Raw genomic sequence first — 18,184 nt, 5'->3', positions numbered from 1 at the left:
ATTCCATGACTCCGTCGCAGTGGCTGGATGTCGCCGTCCTCGCGGTCGCTTTCATCGCGGCGATCTCCGGCTGGCGGTCCGGCGCGCTGGGGTCGTTGCTGTCGTTCGTCGGGGTCCTACTCGGCGCAATCGCGGGCGTGCTGCTGGCGCCTCACCTCGTCAGCCACATCGCCGCGCCGCGCGCGAAATTATTTGCCGCACTGTTCCTGATCCTCGCGCTCGTGGTCATCGGCGAGGTCGCCGGTGTGGTGCTCGGACGGGCCGTGCGCGGGGCGATCCGCAGCCGCTCCATCCGGACGGTCGACTCGGTCATCGGGGTGGCGGTCCAGCTCGTCGTGGTGCTGACCGCGGCGTGGTTGTTGGCGACGCCGCTGACCCAGTCCAAGGACCAGCCGGAACTGGCCGCCGCGGTTCGCGGTTCGCGAGTGCTGGCTCGGGTCAACGACGTCGCGCCGCCCTGGCTCAAGACGGTGCCCAAGCGGCTGTCCGCGCTGCTGAATACCTCCGGTCTGCCCGCGGTGCTGGAGCCGTTCAGCCGCACCCCGGTCATCCCGGTCGCATCTCCCGATCCCGAGCTGGCCGGCAACCCGGTGGTGCAGGCCACCGCGCCCAGCGTGGTCAAGGTCCGCAGCCTGGCCCCCAGTTGCCAGAAAGTGTTGGAGGGCAGCGGATTTGTGATCGCACCCGACCGGGTGATGACCAATGCGCACGTGGTGGCCGGCTCGAACAGTGTTCAGATCTATGCCAGCGGCAATCCCCTCGACGCCACCGTGGTGTCCTACGATCCGGCGGTCGACGTCGCGATCCTGGCTGTCCCCAACCTGCCGCCGCCCCCACTCGCCTTCGCCCAAGGCGACGCGAAAACCGGTGCCAGCGTTGTGGTTCTGGGTTATCCCGGTGGCGGGAACTTCACCGCGACCCCGGCCAGGATCCGCGAGCTGATCAAGTTGAGCGGACCCGACATCTACCGGGATCCCGCACCGGTCACCCGTGACGTCTACACGATCAGAGCCAGTGTGGAGCAAGGCAATTCGGGCGGCCCACTGATCGATCTGGACGGTCACGTGCTCGGCGTGGTGTTCGGCGCGGCGGTCGACGACCCCGACACCGGCTTCGTGTTGACCGCCGACGAGGTGGCGGGTCAGCTGTCCAGGATCGGTGACACCCAGCTGGTGGGAACCGGGTCCTGCGTCGGCTGAGCCGCGCCTACCGCGTCCGGGTCAGGTGCACCTGCTCCAAGAACTTCGTCAGGTGCCTGTTGATTTCCTCGGGCGCCTCTTCATGGCTGAAATGCCCTGCGCCCGCGATGGATACGTAGCGGCCCTGCGGCGCGTAGCGCCGGGTGCGGTCGACGGGGTCGGCCAGTACGTAGGGATCCGCCTCGCCGCGTAGATGCAACAGCGGCACGCTGAGCTGCCGGCTCATCGACTTCATGAAACGCCGGCCTTCGTCGCGCAGCTGGCTGCGCGCGGCCCAGCGCTGGTATTCCAGCGCGCTGTGCGCGGCCGCCGGAATCTGGATCGCCGTCCGCAAATGGCCGATGGTCTCCGAGAAGTCTTCGGAGGCAAGCCATTTCTCGCAGCTGCGACTTCGGACCAGGCGCTCGATCTCGGCGGCGTTGTCCCGGGTCAACAGCCGCTCGGGCCACAACGGGATCTGGTGCTGCAGCAGCGTCGGCAAGAGCGCGTAACCCTGGTCGCGCCGCGTCAACGTGGATCGTCGCAACGCCGCCGGATGCGGAGAACTGATCAGCGCGATCGCCGACACCAGTCGCGGATGCAACAAGGCGGTGGCCCAGCAGCCCAGCCCGCCGTCGGCGTGGCCCACCAAGGTCGCCGACGAATGCCCCAGCGCGCGAATCAGCCCGGCGGCGTCTCCGGCCAGCGTCCAGCCGTCGTAGCCGCGGGGCGGCTTATCGCTGCCGCCGTAGCCGCGCAGGTCGACGGCGACCACCCGCGCGCCGCGCAGTCCGCGTAGCTGATGGCGCCAAGACCACCAGAACGACCCGAAACCGTGCAGCAGCATCACCAGCGGGCGGGCGGTCGCGGGCGGCCCGTCGGCGTCGTTGAGCGCCTCGACGACGTGAAAGCGGATGCCGTTGGCGTGCACATCGAGGTGGCGCCACGGCCCCTCGATGCGCGTTACCGACGGATCCGGCGGTGCCATCTACCAACCCGATGGATCGCCGACAGCACCGTTTCCGGGCTTCGCGTGCCGGCCGGGCGACGCGGGGAGCTGCTTGGCGTCGCCGGGGGCCTTGTCGTGGCCCGGCGTGAGCGCGGTGCGCGTCTCCTTGACCGATTCGATGGTCTGACGCGGCCCGCGGATCCGGCGCACCTTGAGGAAGCCCAGCAGGGCCAGCACGGCGCCGACGAACACCATGAACCCGAACACGATCAGATAAGAAGCCCAGCGCCACAGCCAGGTGTCGAGCAGCTCGGCGACGAAGAAGAAGAAAAAGAAGGTGGAGTAGAACAGCACCACTAGCGCCGCGATGAAGAAGACGCTTCCGGTGAGACCTTTTTTGACGTCGCGGGTAATTTCGGCGCGGGCCAGTTCGACTTCGGCGCGCACCAGCGTGGAGACCTGGGTGGTCGCATCCTTGATCAGATCACCGATCGACGGCTCGGCGGGTTTGGCATGCGGGTCCGTCAACGGAATCGTGGTAAGGGTGCTGGGCACACCGTTCTTGTCATCGGCTTTGCTCACAGACGGTCCTCTTTCGTCATCGCCGGCTCCCGGTCATCGCGGTTCATGTTGCCATGTGGTGCCTGGACAGGAGAAGCCAGACGATGCCGGCCGAGCACTACGCCGCGGAGCCCGACGCGCTCTCGCCGGAGCGAAACATCACATCCCGGGCGATTACACTCGGCCAAGCCGGCCGTGATGTCCGGCCTACCGATAGGAGTGGGGCTGTGCGGAGGGCGCACCGATGCTTCTTACTGGCAATGGTTGCCCTGCTCGTGGCCGCCCTAGGTTCTTTTGCCCGAGCCGCTGCCGCTGACGTGCGCATCCCGATTGGCGGTGGTGCGGGCATCGTCATCAACGGCGACACCATGTGCACCCTGACCACCATCGGCGGCGATGCCGCCGGTGAGCTGATCGGCTTCACGTCCGCGCACTGCGGCGGCCCCGGCGCCCAGGTCACCGCCGAGGGCGCGGAGAACGCGGGCGTGTTGGGCACCATGGTGGCGGGCAACGACAACCTCGACTACGCCGTGATCAAGTTCGACCCGGCCAAGGTGACACCGGTGGCCAACTTCAACGGCTTCCTGATCACGGGCGTCGGCCCGGACCCCGCCTTCGGCGAGATCGCTTGCAAACAGGGCCGCACGACCGGCAATTCGTGCGGCGTCACGTGGGGCATGGGTCAGTCACCGGGCACCATCGTCATGCAGGTCTGCGGTCAACCGGGCGACTCCGGCGCTCCGGTGACCGTCAACAATCAGTTGGTCGGGATGATCCACGGAGCGTTCAGCGACAACCTGCCGACCTGCATCATCAAATACATCCCGCTGCATACGCCGGCGGTTGTGGTGTCATTCAACGCCGTCCTGGGCGACATCAACGCCAAACATCGGCCCGGTGCGGGGTTCAGCCCACTTCCGGGCTGAGGAGGCAGCGACTACTTCGCGGCCCTGATCGCGTCGAACACGTCGGGATCCAGCAGCGTAGAGGTGTCACCCAATTCGCGGTTTTCGGCGATGTCGCGCAACAGCCTGCGCATGATCTTGCCGCTGCGGGTCTTGGGTAGCTCGGGCACCACGTGGACCTCGCGCGGGCGGGCGATCGGTGAGATCTCCCGGGCCACTTCGACGCGCAATTCGTCGACGATCCCGTCGTGCACTTCGTGATCGCCACGCAGGACGACGAACGCGCAGATGGCCTGGCCGGTGGTCGCATCCGTCGCCCCGACCACCGCCGCCTCGGCCACCGAGGCGTGGCCGACCAGCGCCGACTCCACCTCGGCGGTCGACAGCCGGTGCCCCGACACGTTCATCACGTCGTCGATGCGGCCCACCACCCAGATGGCGCCGTCGCGGTCGTAATAGGCGCTGTCGCCGGCGAAATACCAGCCCTGCTCGGCGAACCGGGACCAGTAGGTCTCGACGTATCGTTCCGGATCGCCCCAGATGCCGCGCAGCATCGACGGCCACGGCCGGTCCAAGACCAGATAGCCGGTGATGTGTTCGCCCTGGTGCACGACCGGCGTCAGCTCATCGCCGTGGTCGTCGACGATCTTGGCCGAGATGCCCGGCAGCGGCCTCATCGCCGAACCGGGTTTGGCCGCGGCGACTCCGGGCAGCGGGGAGATCATCGTGGCGCCCGTTTCGGTCTGCCACCAGGTGTCCACGATCGGGAGGCTCTCAGCGCCGATCACCTTGCGGTACCAGCGCCACGCTTCGGGATTGATCGGTTCACCGACCGTCCCCAGCAGTCGCAGGCTGGACAGGTCGTGCGCGTCGGGAACCTCGCGTCCCCACTTCATGAACGTGCGGATCAGCGTGGGTGCGGTGTAATAGATTGTCACGTCGAACTTTTCGATGATTTCGAAATGCCGGTGCTGGGTTGGCGAGTCGGGCGTGCCCTCGTAGAGAACCTCGGTGACCCCGTTGGACAGCGGACCGTAGACGCCGTAGGTGTGCCCGGTGACCCAGCCGATGTCGGCGGTGCACCAGAAGACGTCGCTTTCGGCCTTGATGTCGAAGACGTAGTAGTGCGTGTACGAGGCGTGGGTCAGATAGCCGCCGCTGGTGTGGACGATGCCCTTGGGCTTGCCGGTGGTTCCCGAGGTGTACAGCAAAAACAGGGGCTGCTCGGCATCGAAGGGTTCCGGGGTGTGTTCGGCCGATGCGGCGTCGACGACGTCATGCCACCACAGGTCACGCTCGTCGTTCCACGACACATCAATTCCCGTGCGCCGCACCACAATCACGTGCTCGACCGGGCTGTCGGCAGCCGAGACGGCCTCGTCGGCCGCGTCCTTGAGCGGGGCGGGCTTGCCGCGCCGGAACTGCCCGTCGCTGGTGATCAGCAGCTTGGCCTGGGCGTCGGCGATGCGGGCGCGCAACGCCTTGGCGGTGAAACCGGCGAACACCACGCTGTGCATGACGCCCAGGCGCGCGCAGGCCAGCATCGCGATCACCGCTTCGGGGATCAATGGCAGGTAGATCGCGACCCGGTCGCCGGCGGTCAGACCGAGGTCGGTCAGCGCGTTGGCCGCTTTACACACTTCGGCCTGCAGGTCGGAGTAGGTCAGGCTGCGGCTGTCGCCGGGTTCACCCTCCCAGTGGATGGCGACTCGATCCCCGTGCCCGGCCTCCACGTGGCGGTCGACGCAGTTGTAGGCGACATTGAGCTTGCCGTCGGCGAACCACTTGGCGAACGGCGCTTCGGACCAGTCCAGCACCTCGGTGAACGGCGTCGCCCACGCGAGCCGATTGGCCTGCTCAGCCCAAAACGCCAACCAGTCATCCTCGGCCTCGCGGTAGAGTTCCTCGCCGGCGTTGGCCTGCTCGGCGAACTGCGCCGGCGGCGGATACGACGACGGGCCCGCGGAATTGGTGGCGGTCACTGGCTTCTCTCCTGTGTCGAGACTGCGCCGTGGGAGCGGCCTCACGCTTTGGCCGACTGCGAGCCTAGCCGGGTGAGGCGTGGCTGTGCGAGTGCTGATGCCCGGCTACCCACACTTGATCATTGATCCAGGTGCGCCCGATCACCGCGTGCTGAGCGGCTCAAGAGTCGACGATCGCCAAGCAATAGAGGCGCGGGGGCTTGGGGTACGCGTTGGCCCTGGTTTCGGGCGGGCATTGCGCTGCATCAGTGTCGCCGTCGATGCGTTTGCCGACCTTGAACCGTGCGAACCGAGACTCGTTGCAATCGACCGGCGTCCACGTCGCCGTCGTACGCTCGTCCGTCCTGAGGTAGCAGTGCCCCTGTTGAAGGTTGGGGGCGAAACACAGGATGTGGGATTCGTTCGTCAGGCGCGAATAGACGGAGTCATCGCGTTTGCCATCGGGGCACATTGTTGTCGGACCGCCTTTGGCGGCGAGTTCGTAGGTCGCCACGGGATCCGCGCAGTCGGTGGGTCGGTCGAACGAGCCCATGCCGACGTCGAATTCACTGAAGCATTGACCGATCTGAGGCCCGGCGGCCGCCGTAGACGGGGAAGACGGGTCGGCGGTGCGCGTTGCGCGGCCGCGCTCCGGCAGCACCCGCACGGCGTTGCCGAGGATGCCGAGGGCGAGCAGCACCGCGCCGATGGTGATGAGCGCGGTGGCCGACTTCGGCGTCCGCGGCCGCAGCGGATGACCCGGCGCGTAACCCGGATGGGCCGGATACGGCGGAACCGGGTAGCCCGGCGGTGGCGGATAGGCGTAACCGGGGGGATACTGCGGCGGCGGGTAGGCGGGTGTCCGCCGGCGGCGGCGCGAGCGCTCCACCAGCCCAATAACCAGGCAGACCAATCCAATTGCCGGCACACCGAGGGAGAACATCAAACGACCCGCCCGCACCGCCGAGTCCGAGGCCAGATACGCCACAGTCACGGCTGAATTCTAAGTTGGCGACGCCGTGCCGGGCACTTCACCGTCGTACGACTTCAGGCCCTAGGGTCGGGGTCATGTGGCGAATGCGGATACCGGTGGCCTTGCTGGCCCCGGTCGGCGCCGCTCTGGTGGCGGTCGCCTCGCTGGCCGGATGCGGTGGCGGCGTCCTCAGCCCGGATCTGGTGGTGGTCAACGGCGGGGAACCGCCGAACCCGCTGATTCCCACCGGCACCAACGACAGCCTGGGTGGCCGGATCCTCGATCGGCTGTTCGCCGGGCTGATGTCCTACGACGCCGCCGGCAACCCGTCGCCGGAGGTGGCCGAGTCGGTCGAGACCACCGACAACGTCAATTACCGGATCATCCTCAAACCCGGTTGGAGCTTCACCGACGGCTCGCCGGTGACGGCCCATTCCTTCGTCGACGCCTGGAACTACGGCGCGCTGAGCACCAATGCCCAACTGCAGCAGAGCTTTTTCAGCCCCATCGACGGCTACGACGCCGTCGCCGGGCTGACCGCCGACGGCAAGCCAACGACTACCACCATGTCCGGCCTACGGGTGATCAACGACCGGGAGTTCACCGTCCGGCTGAAGGCGCCCACCATCGACTTCACGTTGCGGCTGGGGCACAGCGCGTTCTATCCCCTGCCGCAGGCGGCCTTTCGGGACATGAGCGCTTTCGGACAGCACCCGATCGGTGATGGCCCGTACCAGCTCGCCGACGGCCCCGACGGGCCGGCGTGGGAACACAACGTCCGAATCGATCTGCGGCCCAATCCGGACTACCACGGCAACCGCAAACCCCGCAACAAGGGCCTGCGGTTCGAGTTCTATGCAAACCTGGACACCGCGTACGCCGACCTACTGTCGGGCAATCTCGATGTGCTGGACACGATTCCGTCGAGCGCATTGACGATCTACAAGCGTGACCTGGGCGGCAACGCCGCGAGCGGACCCGTCGCCGTCAGCCAATCGCTCGACACGCCGCTGCGGCTGCCGCATTTCAGTGGCGAGGAAGGCCGGCTGCGCCGGCTCGCGTTGTCCGCGTCGATCAACCGACCGCAGATATGTCAGCAGATCTTCAACAACACCCGCAGCCCCGCCCGCGACTTCACCGCCAGCTCGTTGCCGGGCTTCGACCCGAACATTCCGGGCAGTGACGGGTTGGACTTCAATCCCGAACGGGCGCGCCAACTCTGGGCCCAGGCGAACGCGATCGCGCCGTGGGGCGGGCGGTACGCCATCGCCTACAACGCAGACAGCGGCCATCAGGAGTGGGTGGACGCGGTGGCCAACAGCATCAAGAACGTGCTGGGCATCGACGCCGTCGGTGCGCCACAGCCCACCTTCGCCGGGTTTCGCACGCAGATCACCAACCGCACGATCGACACCGCCTTCCGGGCCGGCTGGATAGGCGACTACCCGTCGATGATCGAGTTCCTCGCCCCCTTGTACGCCACCGGCGCGGGATCCAATGACGTCGGATACTCCAGCCGCCAGTTCGACGCCGGCCTGGCCGCTGCCGAGGCGGCTCCCGACCTACGGCGGGCCGACGTGCTGGTCAACGTCGCCCAACGAATCCTGTTGCACGACATGCCCGCCGTACCGCTGTGGTACTACATCGCGGTGGTCGGGTGGTCGCCGGAGATCAGCGCCGTCAAGGTCACCTGGAACGGGCTTCCCGACTACGAGAACCTCGTCAAGGGTTAAGGCATGGGCTGGTATGTCGCGCGCAGGATCGCCGTCATGGTGCCGGTCTTCCTGGGCGCCACCCTGCTGATCTACGGAATGGTGTTCCTGCTGCCCGGCGACCCCCTGGCCGCCATCGCCGGGGACCGGCCGCTGACGCCGGCGGTGGCCGCCGCGCTGCGGGCGCGCTACCATCTCGACGATCCGTTCATCGTGCAGTACCTGCGCTACCTGGGTGGCGTTGTGCACGGCGACCTGGGCCGCGCGTATTCCGGGTTACCGGTCAGTGCCGTTCTGGCACATGCGTTTCCAGTCACGCTCCGGCTCGCGCTGATCGCTTTGGTGGTGGAGGCGGTGCTCGGCGTCGGGTTCGGCGTGGTATCCGGGCTGCGCCAAGGGGGGCTCTTCGATGCCACGGTGCTGCTCACCGGGCTGATCATCATCGCGATCCCGATCTTCGTGCTGGGGTTTCTGGCCCAGTTCCTGTTCGGGGTCAAGCTGGGCATCGCGGCGGTCACCGTCGGCGAGCGGGCGACATTCGCGCGCCTGCTGCTTCCCGGAATCGTCTTGGGCTCCGTTTCATTCGCCTACGTCGTACGGTTGACTCGGTCTGCCGTGGCCGCCAACGCGCACACCGACTATGTGCGCACCGCCACCGCCAAGGGGTTGTCGCGGCCACGGGTGGTGACCGTGCACATCCTGCGCAACTCGCTGATCCCGGTCGTGACGTTTTTGGGCGCCGACCTTGGGGCGCTGATGGGGGGCGCCATTGTCACCGAGGGCATCTTCAACATTCATGGTGTCGGCGGCGTGCTCTATCAGGCGGTCACCCGGCAGGAAGCACCGACCGTGGTGTCGATCGTGACCGTTCTGGTCCTGATCTATCTGGTCACCAACCTGGCGGTGGACCTGCTCTATGCGGCGCTGGACCCGAGGATCCGCTATGGCTGAGCATTCCGGCTTCTGGGGTGAGACGTGGCGGAAGCTGCACCGCCGCCCGAAGTTCGTCGTCGCCACCGTGCTGATCCTGCTCATTCTCCTTGTCGCGCTGTACCCTTCGTTGTTCACTCACGCCGACCCCAGCTATGCCGACCCGAGCCAAAGCCTGCGCAGCCCTTCGGTGGCGCACTGGTTCGGGACCGACCTGCAGGGCCACGACATCTACACGCGCACCATCTACGGGGCGCGCGCGTCGGTGACCGTCGGGCTGGGTGCGACTCTGCTGGTCTTCGTCATCGGCGGGGCGCTGGGCGCGTTGGCCGGTTTTTATGGCGGCTGGCTGGACGCCGTCGTCTCTCGCGTCACCGACATCTTCTTCGGCCTGCCACTGCTGCTGGCGGCGATCGTGCTCATGCAGGTTCTGCACCACCGCACGGTGTGGACGGTGATCGCCATCCTGGCCTTGTTCGGCTGGCCGCAGATAGCCAGGATCGCTCGCGGTGCGGTGCTGGAGGTGCGGGCCAGTGATTACGTGCTGGCGGCCAAAGCGTTGGGGCTGAGCAGGTTTCAAACGCTGCTGCGACACGCGCTGCCCAACGCGGTGGGGCCGGTGATCGCGATGTCCACGATCGCGTTGGGGGCTTTCATCGTCACCGAGGCGACGCTGTCCTACCTCGGGGTCGGGTTGCCCACGTCGGTGGTGTCGTGGGGCGGCGACATCAACCTCGCCCAGACGCGACTGCGCGCCGGTTCGCCCATCCTGTTCTATCCCGCCGGTGCACTGGCGATGACGGTGCTTGCGTTCATGATGATGGGCGACGCCCTGCGCGACGCTCTGGATCCCGCCTCGCGGGCGAGGCACCCATGACTGCGCCGGCGACGATGCAGAGCGAAGCGATGAGGAGTGGCGCGCATGACCACGCGTGAGCCACTGTTGACGGTTGAGGGCCTGGAAGTCAGGTTCGGCGACCACACTCCCGCGGTCGCCGGAGTAAACCTGCGCGTCCATCGCGGGCAGACCGTCGCCGTGGTCGGTGAGTCGGGATCCGGGAAGTCCACCACGGCCGCCGCGATCCTCGGGCTGCTGCCTCCGGGCGGCCGAATCACGGCCGGCCGCATCACTTTTGACGGCCTCGACATCACCTCCGCCGATCGGCGGTTGCTGCGGTCGATCCGAGGGCGTCGCATCGGCTACGTGCCCCAGGACCCGATGACCAACCTCAATCCCGTCTGGAAGGTCGGCTTTCAGATCTCAGAAGCGTTGCGGGCCAACACCAATGGCCGTCGGGACAGACGGCGGGCGGTGGAGCTGCTCGCCGAGGCCGGCATGCCGGAACCGGCGAAGCAGGCCGGTAAATATCCGCACCAATTGTCGGGCGGCATGTGCCAGCGGGCGCTGATCGCCATCGGGCTGGCGGGCCGCCCGCAGCTGCTGATCGCCGACGAACCGACGTCGGCCCTCGATGTCACGGTGCAACGTCAGGTGCTCGACCATCTTGCGCGCCTCACCGCCGAGCTGGGGACCGCGCTGTTGCTGATCACTCACGACCTGGCGCTGGCCGCCGAGCGGGCGGAGGGGATCGTCGTCGTCCACCGCGGTGTCGTAGTGGAATCCGGCGCCGCACAAGCCATTCTGCGCGATCCGCAGCACGAGTACACGCAGCGGTTGGTGGATGCGGCCCCGTCACTGGCCCGCGGGAGCCGGCCGGCGGCCCCCCGGACCGACGACATCCTCGTCGCCTCGGACCTCACCAAGGTCTACCGGGATCCGCACGGCGCGCCGTGGCGGCGTGGCGAGTTTCGCGCCGTCGACGCGGTGTCGTTCCGGCTGCAGCGAGCCCGCACCCTGGCCATCGTCGGTGAATCGGGTTCCGGAAAGTCGACGGTGGCCCGCATGGCGCTGGGTCTGCTGCAACCCACTTCGGGCGCAGTCGTTTTCGATGGCACTTCGATCTCCGACGGGATGGACCGGGACGCGATGATGGCTTTTCGCAGGCGCGTGCAGCCGGTGTTCCAAAACCCTTACAGCAGCCTCGATCCCATGTATTCGGTGTTTCGCGCCATCGAGGAGCCGCTGCGCATTCACCGCGTCGGTGACCGCGGGCGCCGCGCGAAGGCCGTGCGCGAACTCGTCGACCAGGTGGCGCTGCCCTCGTCGCTGCTGAGCAGGTTGCCGCGTGAGCTGTCGGGCGGCCAACGCCAGCGTGTTGCGATCGCGCGGGCGCTGGCGTTGCGGCCCGACGTCCTGGTCTGCGACGAGGCGGTGTCGGCGCTCGACGTGTTGGTGCAGGCGCAGATACTCGACCTGCTTTCCGAGCTGCAGACCGAACTGGGCCTGGCCTACCTGTTCATCAGCCACGACCTGGCGGTGATCCGGCAGATCGCCGACGACGTCCTGGTCATGCGGGCGGGCCGCGTGGTGGAGCACGCGCCCACCGAGCGCCTCTTCAGCGACCCCGCGCACGAATACACCCGGCAGTTGCTGGATGCCATCCCGCGTGCGCCGGAATCCGACGGGGATAGGTTGTGAAGTTGTGACAGCTGACCCGCTGGCCCCCCTGATGGAACTGCCCGGCGTCGCCGAGGCCAGTGACCGCGCCCGCGACGCGCTGGGGCGTGCCCACCGCCACCGCGCCAACCTTCGGGGGTGGCCGGTGTCCGCCGCCGAGGCGGCGCTGCGGGCGGCGCGTGCGTCGTCGGTGCTGGACGGTGGCCCCGTTCAGCTGGAGGATCTCGCCGACGCCGGGCAGGTCAGTGATCCGGTGTTCGGGGGAGCGCTGCGGGTCGCCCAGGAGTTGGAGGGCGGCGAGGGCCCGTTGGTGCGGACCTGGGAGCGGGCACCGTTGCAGGCGCTGGCCCGCTTGCACATGCTGGCCGCTGCGGACTTGGCCGACGAGGATCGACTGGGCCGGCCACGCCCCGGCGGCGAGGTGGGGGCGCGTCTGGCCTTGCTGGCGGACATCGTGGGTGGCCGTACCCAAGTTCCGGCCCCGGTGATCGCCGCCGTCGCGCACGGAGAACTGCTGGCACTCAAGCCATTCGGCAGCGCGGACGGCGTCGTGGCGCGCGCGGTGGCACGATTGGTCACCATCGCCAGCGGACTGGACCCACATGGATTGGGGGTTCCCGAGGTCAGTTGGATGCGCCAACCCGCCGCGTATCGCGACGCCGCACAGAAGTTCGCCGAAGGCACGCCGCAGGGTGTGGGAGCCTGGCTGGTGCTGTGTTGCCGCGCGATGAAAGCCGGTGCGCAAGAGGCCGTGTCGATCGCCGACTCGATGTCTGACAGATAGCTGAGGCGGTGGCCGCTGCCGGGAAAACGCCACCGGAAACGGCCGCAGAAATGCAGAGCGGGCGACGTTCCGAATGTTCGGTCCGCCGCCCGCTAGCACGGGACTCGGTTACCAAGCGTGCATCTCTGGGCTGCGTGGGTTGGCCTCGGCGATCTCACGACGCTTACGGTTGCGACCCCACCCAAAGGGCCGTCAGTACCTTCCGCATTTCGCAATTTCGCAGGCCCGCAACACTTCTGCCATTTTCGCGGCTATGACTCCGCGTGGGTGCCGAGCACCGTGCTGGGCGCCCGGGTCGGGAGAACGAACCTTCTCTTCCGGCTCGACCTTGGCCTCACCGGGCTTCCGTGGTTCCTTTGTACTACTAGACCCCCAGCACAGCAAGGCCCAATTGCGAATAGCGCCGAATCGGTTTTGGGTTGCGCGTTCAAGGAGTTTGCTCCTCCGTGAATCGCGGCTCAGAACGCGTAGCGGCGCAACAACGAATACGTGACCGCGCCGGCGGCCAGCGCGCTGACACCCACCGCAGCCGTCGTGGCGATGGCGGCGCCGGAAGGCGCCGGTATGCGGTCGCGCAAGGACACGGGCCGGGAGAAGGACATGACGGGCCACCCGCGTTCCACGGCTTCCCTGCGCAACCCGCGGTCGGGATTCACGACGCTGGGGTGCCCGACGGACTCGAGCATCGGGAGATCGGTGATCGAGTCCGAGTAGGCGTAGCAGTGTTCCAGCGGGTAGCCCTCGCGCGCGGCCAGTTCGCGGATCGCTTGGACCTTGCCCTCGCCGTAGCAGTAGAACGCGATCTCGCCGGTGTACCGACCGTCCTCGACCACCATCCGGGTTGCCATCGCGTGGGTGGCGCCCAGGGCACGGGCGATCGGGGCGACGATTTCTTCCCCCGAGGCCGACACCACCACGACGTCACGCCCGCACAGCTTGTGGGCCGCGATCAGGTCGGCGGCTTCGGCGAACACCAGCGGAGTCACGATGTCGTGCAGTGTCTCGTTGACGATCGACTTGACCTGTTCGACGTCCCAGCCGGTGCACATATTGGTCATGTGGGCGCGCATCCGGTCCATCTGGTCATGATCGGCACCGGAGAGCAGATAGATGAACTGGGCGTAGCTGGACTTGAGCACGGTGCGGCGATTGAGCAGGCCCTGATTGAAAAACGGTTTGCTGAAGGCCAGGGTGCTGGACTTGGCGATGATCGTCTTGTCCAGGTCGAAGAAGGCCGCCGTGCGCGCGTGGGGGGCGGTGGTTGCCGCTGATGGGTCCGAGGCCGACTGCTCCGCGGTGGGGTCGAAGACGGTCACCGACCCAGCATAGGTCGGTGATTGCGCGTGGCGGCGACCCCGCACCGCAAAAGGGCCGCTCAGCGGATTGGGAGGCGCGACGCGCGGTGTTTACGCGGCTCAAGCTGTTTTTTCAGCAAATGCGCTCTTGCGTTACTACGGCTTGTCATGTGTATAGTAAGCATTACTCGGCCTGCGCCGAGGGTGTATCAGCCCGACCCCCCGGGGCTGATACACGACGACCCTCGCCTCCTCCCCCCCTGGCGGGGGTCGTCCCATTTCTACGGTCGGTTTTCTCGGCGCGCGGCGCCAAGCTCGGCTCCCGGTGCGTTGCGGGAAACTGTGTGGGTCGTCGCTGGCGGCGTGCGCTTGCGATGCCCTTGCGATGCCTTTGTGCACACTCGCGTCTCTATCCACAAATCCGCGTTTGGGACTGTCGTGCCAAGGTCACCACCGCGCACAGTGGTCGGGTGGCTAGCGGTTCCGGAGTTGATGCGGCGGGTTCGGTGGGTGTGTTGGCGGTATTGGCCGAGCCCGAGGTGCGCGCCGAGTTGGACCGGGTGGCGGCGGCCGCCGGCGTCCGTGTGGTGCACGCCAGTGACACCTCTCCGGTCAGCCGCAAGAGTTGGGCGGCGGCCGCGGCCGTCGTGTTGGACGCACGCGCGGCGGCGCGCTGCCGGCGCTGGGCGCTGCCGCGCCGCGATCACGTGACCGTGCTGACGCTGCTCGAACCGGATGCGACGACGTGGGCGGCCGCCGTCGAGGTCGGCGCCGAGCATGTGTTGCGGCTGCCCGTCCAGGAAGCGGATTTGGTCCGCGCACTCGCCGAGGCCGCCGAATCGTCGCGCGACGACGGGTCGCGCGGCCACGCCGTCGCCGTCATCGGGGGCTGCGGCGGAGCCGGCGCCTCCTTGTTCGCGGTCGCCTTGGCTCAGGCCGCCGCCGACGCGCTGTTGGTGGATCTCGACCCGTGGGGCGGCGGCCTCGACTTGTTGCTCGGTGGCGAAACCGCGCCGGGTCTGCGCTGGCCGGATCTGGCGTTGCAGGGCGGGCGGCTCAACTGGTCGGCCGTCCGGGACGCGCTGCCCCGGCACCGCGGAGTCAGCGTGCTGTCCGGCACGCGGCGCGGTTACGAGTTGGATGCCGGGCCGGTGCACGCCATCGTCGACGCCGGGCGGCGCGGCGCGGTCACCGTCATCTGCGACCTTCCCCGTCGTCTCACCGACGCGACCCAAGCCGCACTGAACGCCGCCGACTTGGTGGTCGTCGTCAGCCGTTGTGACGTGCGGGCATGCGCGGCGACCGGTGCGCTCGGTCCGGTCCTGGCGTCGATGAACCCCAATGTCGGTCTGGTGGTGCGGGGCCCTTCGCCTGCGGGATTGCGCGCGGTCGAGATCGCCGAAATCGCGGGCCTGCCGTTGCTGGCGTCGATCAAAGCGCAGCCCCAACTCGCAGAGCAGATCGACCGCGGCGGTCTGCGGCTAGGGCGACGCTCGGCGCTCGCGGTGGCGGCGCATCAAGTGCTCGGCGTGCTCCCGCCCGCCGGTGCGCGGCGACGCGCGGGACAGAACGGCAAGGCGGCGTGAGCGGTTCGCTGATCGAACGTGTCCGGGAGAGGCTGGCCGGCGAGGCCGGCCCGCTGGGGCCGGCGGTGGTGGCCGCCGCGATCCGGGCCGAGTCCGGTGGGATGCTCGGCGACACCGAGGTGCTGTCCAACCTCCGAGTGCTGCAGACCGAACTCACCGGTGCCGGCATCCTCGATCCGCTGCTTTGCGCAAACGGAACGACCGATGTCCTGGTCACCGCGCCGGATGCCGTGTGGGTCGACGACGGCACGGGCCTGCGGCGCACCGAGATTCGTTTTCCGGACGAAGCGGCGGTGCGGCGGCTGGCGCAGCGGTTGGCGCTGGCCGCCGGCCGTCGCCTGGACGACGCGCAGCCCTGGGTGGACGGCGAGCTGACCGGCATCGGCGCCGGCGGCTTCGCGGTGCGGCTGCACGCGGTGTTGCCGCCGGTGGCCGCCGCGGGCACCTGCATTTCGCTGCGCGTCCTGCGGCCCGCCAGTCAGGAGTTGGGGGCCCTGATCGCCGCGGGTGCGATCGAGCCCGTAGCCGCGGCACTGGTCACCGACATCATCGAAGCCCGGCTCGCATTCCTGGTCAGCGGAGGGACCGGGGCCGGTAAGACGACGCTGCTCGCCGCGATGCTGGGCGCCGTGGCGCCAACGGAACGGATCGTCTGCGTCGAGGATGCCGCGGAGCTGGCGCCGCGTCACCCGCATCTGGTGAAGCTGGTCGCCCGATGCGCCAACATCGAAGGCGTCGGCGAGGTTCCGGTACGCCAGTTGGTCCGGCAGGCGCTGCGGATGCGGCCCGACCGCATCGTGGTCGGCGAGGTCAGGGGCGCCGAGGTGGTGGACCTGCTGGCCGCGCTGAACACCGGCCACGACGGCGGCGCGGGCACCGTGCACGCCAACAGCCCCGGCGAAGTTCCCGCCCGCCTCGAGGCGTTGGGTGCGCTCGGCGGCCTGGATCGTGCCGCACTGCACAGCCAACTCGCCGCCGCCGTGCAGGTGTTGCTGCACGTCGAGCGCGACCGCGGCGGGCGGCGGCGGCTCAGCGAAATCGCTGCGCTGCAACAGGATCAAGGGCAGGTTCGCGCGGTCACCGTCTGGCATGCGGACCAGGGCATGACGGATGCCGCCCCGCAACTGCAGCGCCTGCTGCGCGGCAGGATATCGGCGTGAACGGCCCGCTGGCCGGCGCTCTGCTGGTGTCGCTGGCGCTGATCGTCGTCCGGCCCTCCCCGCGACGGCGACTGTCGCCGTCACCGCAGCGCTGGCTCCCGACGGTCGGGCTTCGTGGGGCGCGCTGCGTCGCCGCGGGCGTCGGCCTCATCGCCATGATCGTGCTGCCGCTGACGACCGTCCTGTGCGCCGCTGTCGTCGGCGCGACTGCCGGACTGCGGTATCGGCGACGACGGCGCGGCCGGCGAGCAACAGCCGAGGGCCACGCGCTTCAAGCCGCCCTCGAGGTGCTGGTCGGTGAATTGCGGGCCGGCTCGCATCCGGTGCGCGCGTTCTGCGTCGCCGCCGACGACAGCGCCGGTGCGGTTGCGGTATCAATGCGCTCGGTGGCGGCGCGGGCCCGGTTGGGGGCCGACGTCGCGGCCGGCCTGGCCGCCGCGGCCCGTTACTCGGCGCTGCCCATGCATTGGGAGCGGCTCGGGCTGTGCTGGCGGCTGGCCAGCGACAACGGGCTGGGAATAGCCACCCTGATGCGTGCCGCTCAGCGCGATATCGCTGAGCGGCAACGGTTCTCGGCCCGGGCGTCCTCGAGCCTGGCCGGCGCGCGGGCAACCGCGGCGATACTGGCAGCGTTGCCGGTACTCGGCGTGCTGCTGGGCCAACTGATCGGGGCCCGGCCACTGAGCTTCTTGCTGGGCGGGCGCGCGGGCGGGTGGCTGCTGCTCGTCGGCTCGGCGCTGGCCTGCATCGGTCTGTTGTGGTCGGACCGCATCGCCGACCGGGTCGCGTCGTGAGCGCGCGTCGGCGATCCGAAGCGAAGCGATGAGGAGGGGCGTGCCACATGAATTTCGCAGCGGTGCTGTTGGCCGCGGCGCTCTGCATCGGTCCGGGCCCCTCGCTGGCGAGCCGCCGCGCCGCGATGCCGGTGCGCGGCGGTCGGCCCTTGCGGGGCCCGGCGGCGGCGCCCGGCCCGGATCCGCTGGCGGTCGCCTCCTGTCTGGACGTGCTGGCCGTGTGCCTGGGGGCGGGCATGGCGGTGTCGACGGCCGCGGCGGCCGCCGCCCCGTCCGCACCTCCGGATCTGGCCAGGGTGCTGCGCCGCGCCGCCGACCTGCTCGCGCTGGGCGCCGATCCCGCTGTCGCATGGTCGATTCCGCCCGGCCCGCAGGATCCGGCCGACCCGCACATCGACGCGCTGCTGCGACTGGCCCGGCGTTCGGCGTCCTCGGGGGCGGCGCTGGCCGATGGCGTCACCGAGTTGGCCGAGGAGTCTCGCCAGGACGCCGCGCACGCGGCGACCGCGGCCGCCGAGCGGGCCGGCGTACTGATCGCCGGACCGTTGGGTCTGTGCTTCCTGCCGGCGTTCATCTGCCTGGGCATCGTCCCGGTGGTGGCCGGCTTGGCCGGTGAAGTTCTGCAGTCGGGCCTGCTGTGAAACGAAGGGAAGACATTGGTGATCAACATGATTCGCGGCCTCTGCGCACGTGCCGTCGTCCTGGTGGCCGACGAGTCGGGCATGTCGACCGTCGAGTACGCCATCGGGACCATCGCGGCGGCGGCCTTCGGTGCGGTGCTCTACACCGTCGTCACCGGCGACTCCATCGTCTCCGCGCTGACCAACATCATCGGTCGTGCGCTCAACACCAAGGTGTAGTCGCCAGTGCGGGCGCCA

General features: G+C 68.6%; 17 protein-coding genes. 12 read left to right on the top strand and 5 right to left on the bottom strand.

The annotated features are described in order from the left end of the window. Positions 1 to 5: 5 nt before the first annotated feature. Positions 6 to 1,199: an acid resistance serine protease MarP gene (marP, locus tag AC5Y30_RS05455; RefSeq protein ID WP_499917638.1), complete on the top strand. Its 1,194-nt coding sequence runs from the start codon at positions 6 to 8 to the stop codon at positions 1,197 to 1,199. 7 nt (positions 1,200 to 1,206) lie between these two features. Here the strand turns inward: marP and AC5Y30_RS05450 are convergent, their stop codons facing one another. Together AC5Y30_RS05450 and AC5Y30_RS05445 are read right to left on the bottom strand one after the other, a co-directional pair. Next, on the bottom strand, positions 1,207 to 2,166 hold the full coding sequence (locus AC5Y30_RS05450) for an alpha/beta fold hydrolase (RefSeq protein WP_499917102.1): 960 nt from the start codon (positions 2,164 to 2,166) through the stop codon (positions 1,207 to 1,209). Continuing rightward, a complete protein-coding gene (locus AC5Y30_RS05445) occupies positions 2,167 to 2,709 on the bottom strand; it encodes a phage holin family protein (RefSeq protein ID WP_499917101.1) in 543 nt (180 codons plus the stop codon). Positions 2,710 to 2,915: 206 nt separating this feature from the next. On the opposite strand from AC5Y30_RS05445, the gene AC5Y30_RS05440 reads away from it, so the two are divergent. After that, complete coding sequence (locus tag AC5Y30_RS05440; protein WP_499917100.1) at positions 2,916 to 3,614, top strand: S1 family peptidase; 699 nt, start codon at positions 2,916 to 2,918, stop codon at positions 3,612 to 3,614. An 11-nt stretch (positions 3,615 to 3,625) separates the two neighbouring features. Here the strand turns inward: AC5Y30_RS05440 and acs are convergent, their stop codons facing one another. Together acs and AC5Y30_RS05430 are read right to left on the bottom strand one after the other, a co-directional pair. Next, complete coding sequence (gene acs / locus AC5Y30_RS05435) at positions 3,626 to 5,575, bottom strand: acetate--CoA ligase (RefSeq protein WP_499917099.1); 1,950 nt, start codon at positions 5,573 to 5,575, stop codon at positions 3,626 to 3,628. 160 nt (positions 5,576 to 5,735) lie between these two features. Continuing rightward, a complete protein-coding gene (locus AC5Y30_RS05430; RefSeq protein ID WP_499917098.1) occupies positions 5,736 to 6,548 on the bottom strand; it encodes an LppU/SCO3897 family protein in 813 nt (270 codons plus the stop codon). A gap of 83 nt (positions 6,549 to 6,631) precedes the next feature. Between AC5Y30_RS05430 and AC5Y30_RS05425 the strand changes: the two genes are divergently transcribed. From AC5Y30_RS05425 to AC5Y30_RS05405, 5 genes are read left to right on the top strand one after another with little or no spacing between them, the layout of a single operon-like run. After that, positions 6,632 to 8,260: a peptide ABC transporter substrate-binding protein gene (locus AC5Y30_RS05425; RefSeq protein WP_499917637.1), complete on the top strand. Its 1,629-nt coding sequence runs from the start codon at positions 6,632 to 6,634 to the stop codon at positions 8,258 to 8,260. A 3-nt stretch (positions 8,261 to 8,263) separates the two neighbouring features. Beyond that, positions 8,264 to 9,190 carry an ABC transporter permease gene (locus tag AC5Y30_RS05420; RefSeq protein WP_499917097.1) on the top strand — a complete coding sequence of 309 codons (927 nt, stop codon included), beginning with the start codon at positions 8,264 to 8,266 and terminating at the stop codon, positions 9,188 to 9,190. Continuing rightward, positions 9,183 to 10,046: an ABC transporter permease gene (locus AC5Y30_RS05415; RefSeq protein WP_499917096.1), complete on the top strand. Its 864-nt coding sequence runs from the start codon at positions 9,183 to 9,185 to the stop codon at positions 10,044 to 10,046. Before AC5Y30_RS05420 ends, AC5Y30_RS05415 begins: the two co-directional genes overlap by 8 nt. 45 nt (positions 10,047 to 10,091) lie before the next feature. Further along, entirely contained in the window at positions 10,092 to 11,708 is a 1,617-nt protein-coding gene (locus AC5Y30_RS05410) for a dipeptide ABC transporter ATP-binding protein (RefSeq protein WP_499917095.1), read from the top strand. A 4-nt stretch (positions 11,709 to 11,712) separates the two neighbouring features. Further along, positions 11,713 to 12,471, top strand: coding sequence for a Fic family protein (locus AC5Y30_RS05405; protein ID WP_499917094.1), 759 nt, complete (start codon positions 11,713 to 11,715; stop codon positions 12,469 to 12,471). Positions 12,472 to 12,929: 458 nt separating this feature from the next. Here the strand turns inward: AC5Y30_RS05405 and AC5Y30_RS05400 are convergent, their stop codons facing one another. Beyond that, on the bottom strand, positions 12,930 to 13,787 hold the full coding sequence (locus tag AC5Y30_RS05400) for an HAD-IB family hydrolase (protein ID WP_499917093.1): 858 nt from the start codon (positions 13,785 to 13,787) through the stop codon (positions 12,930 to 12,932). Positions 13,788 to 14,278: 491 nt separating this feature from the next. Between AC5Y30_RS05400 and ssd the strand changes: the two genes are divergently transcribed. From ssd to AC5Y30_RS05375, 5 genes are read left to right on the top strand one after another with little or no spacing between them, the layout of a single operon-like run. Next, positions 14,279 to 15,352, top strand: coding sequence for a septum site-determining protein Ssd (gene ssd / locus AC5Y30_RS05395; protein WP_499917636.1), 1,074 nt, complete (start codon positions 14,279 to 14,281; stop codon positions 15,350 to 15,352). Continuing rightward, positions 15,349 to 16,512, top strand: coding sequence for a TadA family conjugal transfer-associated ATPase (locus tag AC5Y30_RS05390; protein WP_499917092.1), 1,164 nt, complete (start codon positions 15,349 to 15,351; stop codon positions 16,510 to 16,512). The genes ssd and AC5Y30_RS05390 overlap by 4 nt, the downstream gene beginning before the upstream one ends. Beyond that, the gene (locus tag AC5Y30_RS05385; protein WP_499917091.1) at positions 16,509 to 17,306 is read left to right on the top strand and encodes a type II secretion system F family protein; all 798 of its coding nucleotides are present in this window, start codon (positions 16,509 to 16,511) and stop codon (positions 17,304 to 17,306) included. Before AC5Y30_RS05390 ends, AC5Y30_RS05385 begins: the two co-directional genes overlap by 4 nt. Before the next feature lie 47 nt (positions 17,307 to 17,353). After that, the gene (locus tag AC5Y30_RS05380; protein WP_499917090.1) at positions 17,354 to 17,947 is read left to right on the top strand and encodes a type II secretion system F family protein; all 594 of its coding nucleotides are present in this window, start codon (positions 17,354 to 17,356) and stop codon (positions 17,945 to 17,947) included. Between the two features lie 27 nt (positions 17,948 to 17,974). Further along, on the top strand, positions 17,975 to 18,166 hold the full coding sequence (locus AC5Y30_RS05375; protein ID WP_499917635.1) for a DUF4244 domain-containing protein: 192 nt from the start codon (positions 17,975 to 17,977) through the stop codon (positions 18,164 to 18,166). Positions 18,167 to 18,184: the final 18 nt, after the last annotated feature.

Source organism: Mycobacterium sp. NGS27, assembly GCF_059813005.1.
Note: the sequence above shows the minus strand (reverse complement) of the source record. Positions and strands in the feature narration are given on the sequence as shown.

Coding starts and splice junctions, on each gene's coding strand:
- marP (WP_499917638.1), top strand. CDS start 6: ATGACTCCGTCGCAGTGGCTGGATGTCGCCGTCCTCGCGGTCGCTTTC.
- AC5Y30_RS05450 (WP_499917102.1), bottom strand. CDS start 2,166: ATGGCACCGCCGGATCCGTCGGTAACGCGCATCGAGGGGCCGTGGCGC.
- AC5Y30_RS05425 (WP_499917637.1), top strand. CDS start 6,632: ATGCGGATACCGGTGGCCTTGCTGGCCCCGGTCGGCGCCGCTCTGGTG.
- AC5Y30_RS05420 (WP_499917097.1), top strand. CDS start 8,264: ATGGGCTGGTATGTCGCGCGCAGGATCGCCGTCATGGTGCCGGTCTTC.
- AC5Y30_RS05415 (WP_499917096.1), top strand. CDS start 9,183: ATGGCTGAGCATTCCGGCTTCTGGGGTGAGACGTGGCGGAAGCTGCAC.
- AC5Y30_RS05410 (WP_499917095.1), top strand. CDS start 10,092: ATGACCACGCGTGAGCCACTGTTGACGGTTGAGGGCCTGGAAGTCAGG.
- AC5Y30_RS05380 (WP_499917090.1), top strand. CDS start 17,354: ATGAATTTCGCAGCGGTGCTGTTGGCCGCGGCGCTCTGCATCGGTCCG.
- AC5Y30_RS05375 (WP_499917635.1), top strand. CDS start 17,975: ATGATTCGCGGCCTCTGCGCACGTGCCGTCGTCCTGGTGGCCGACGAG.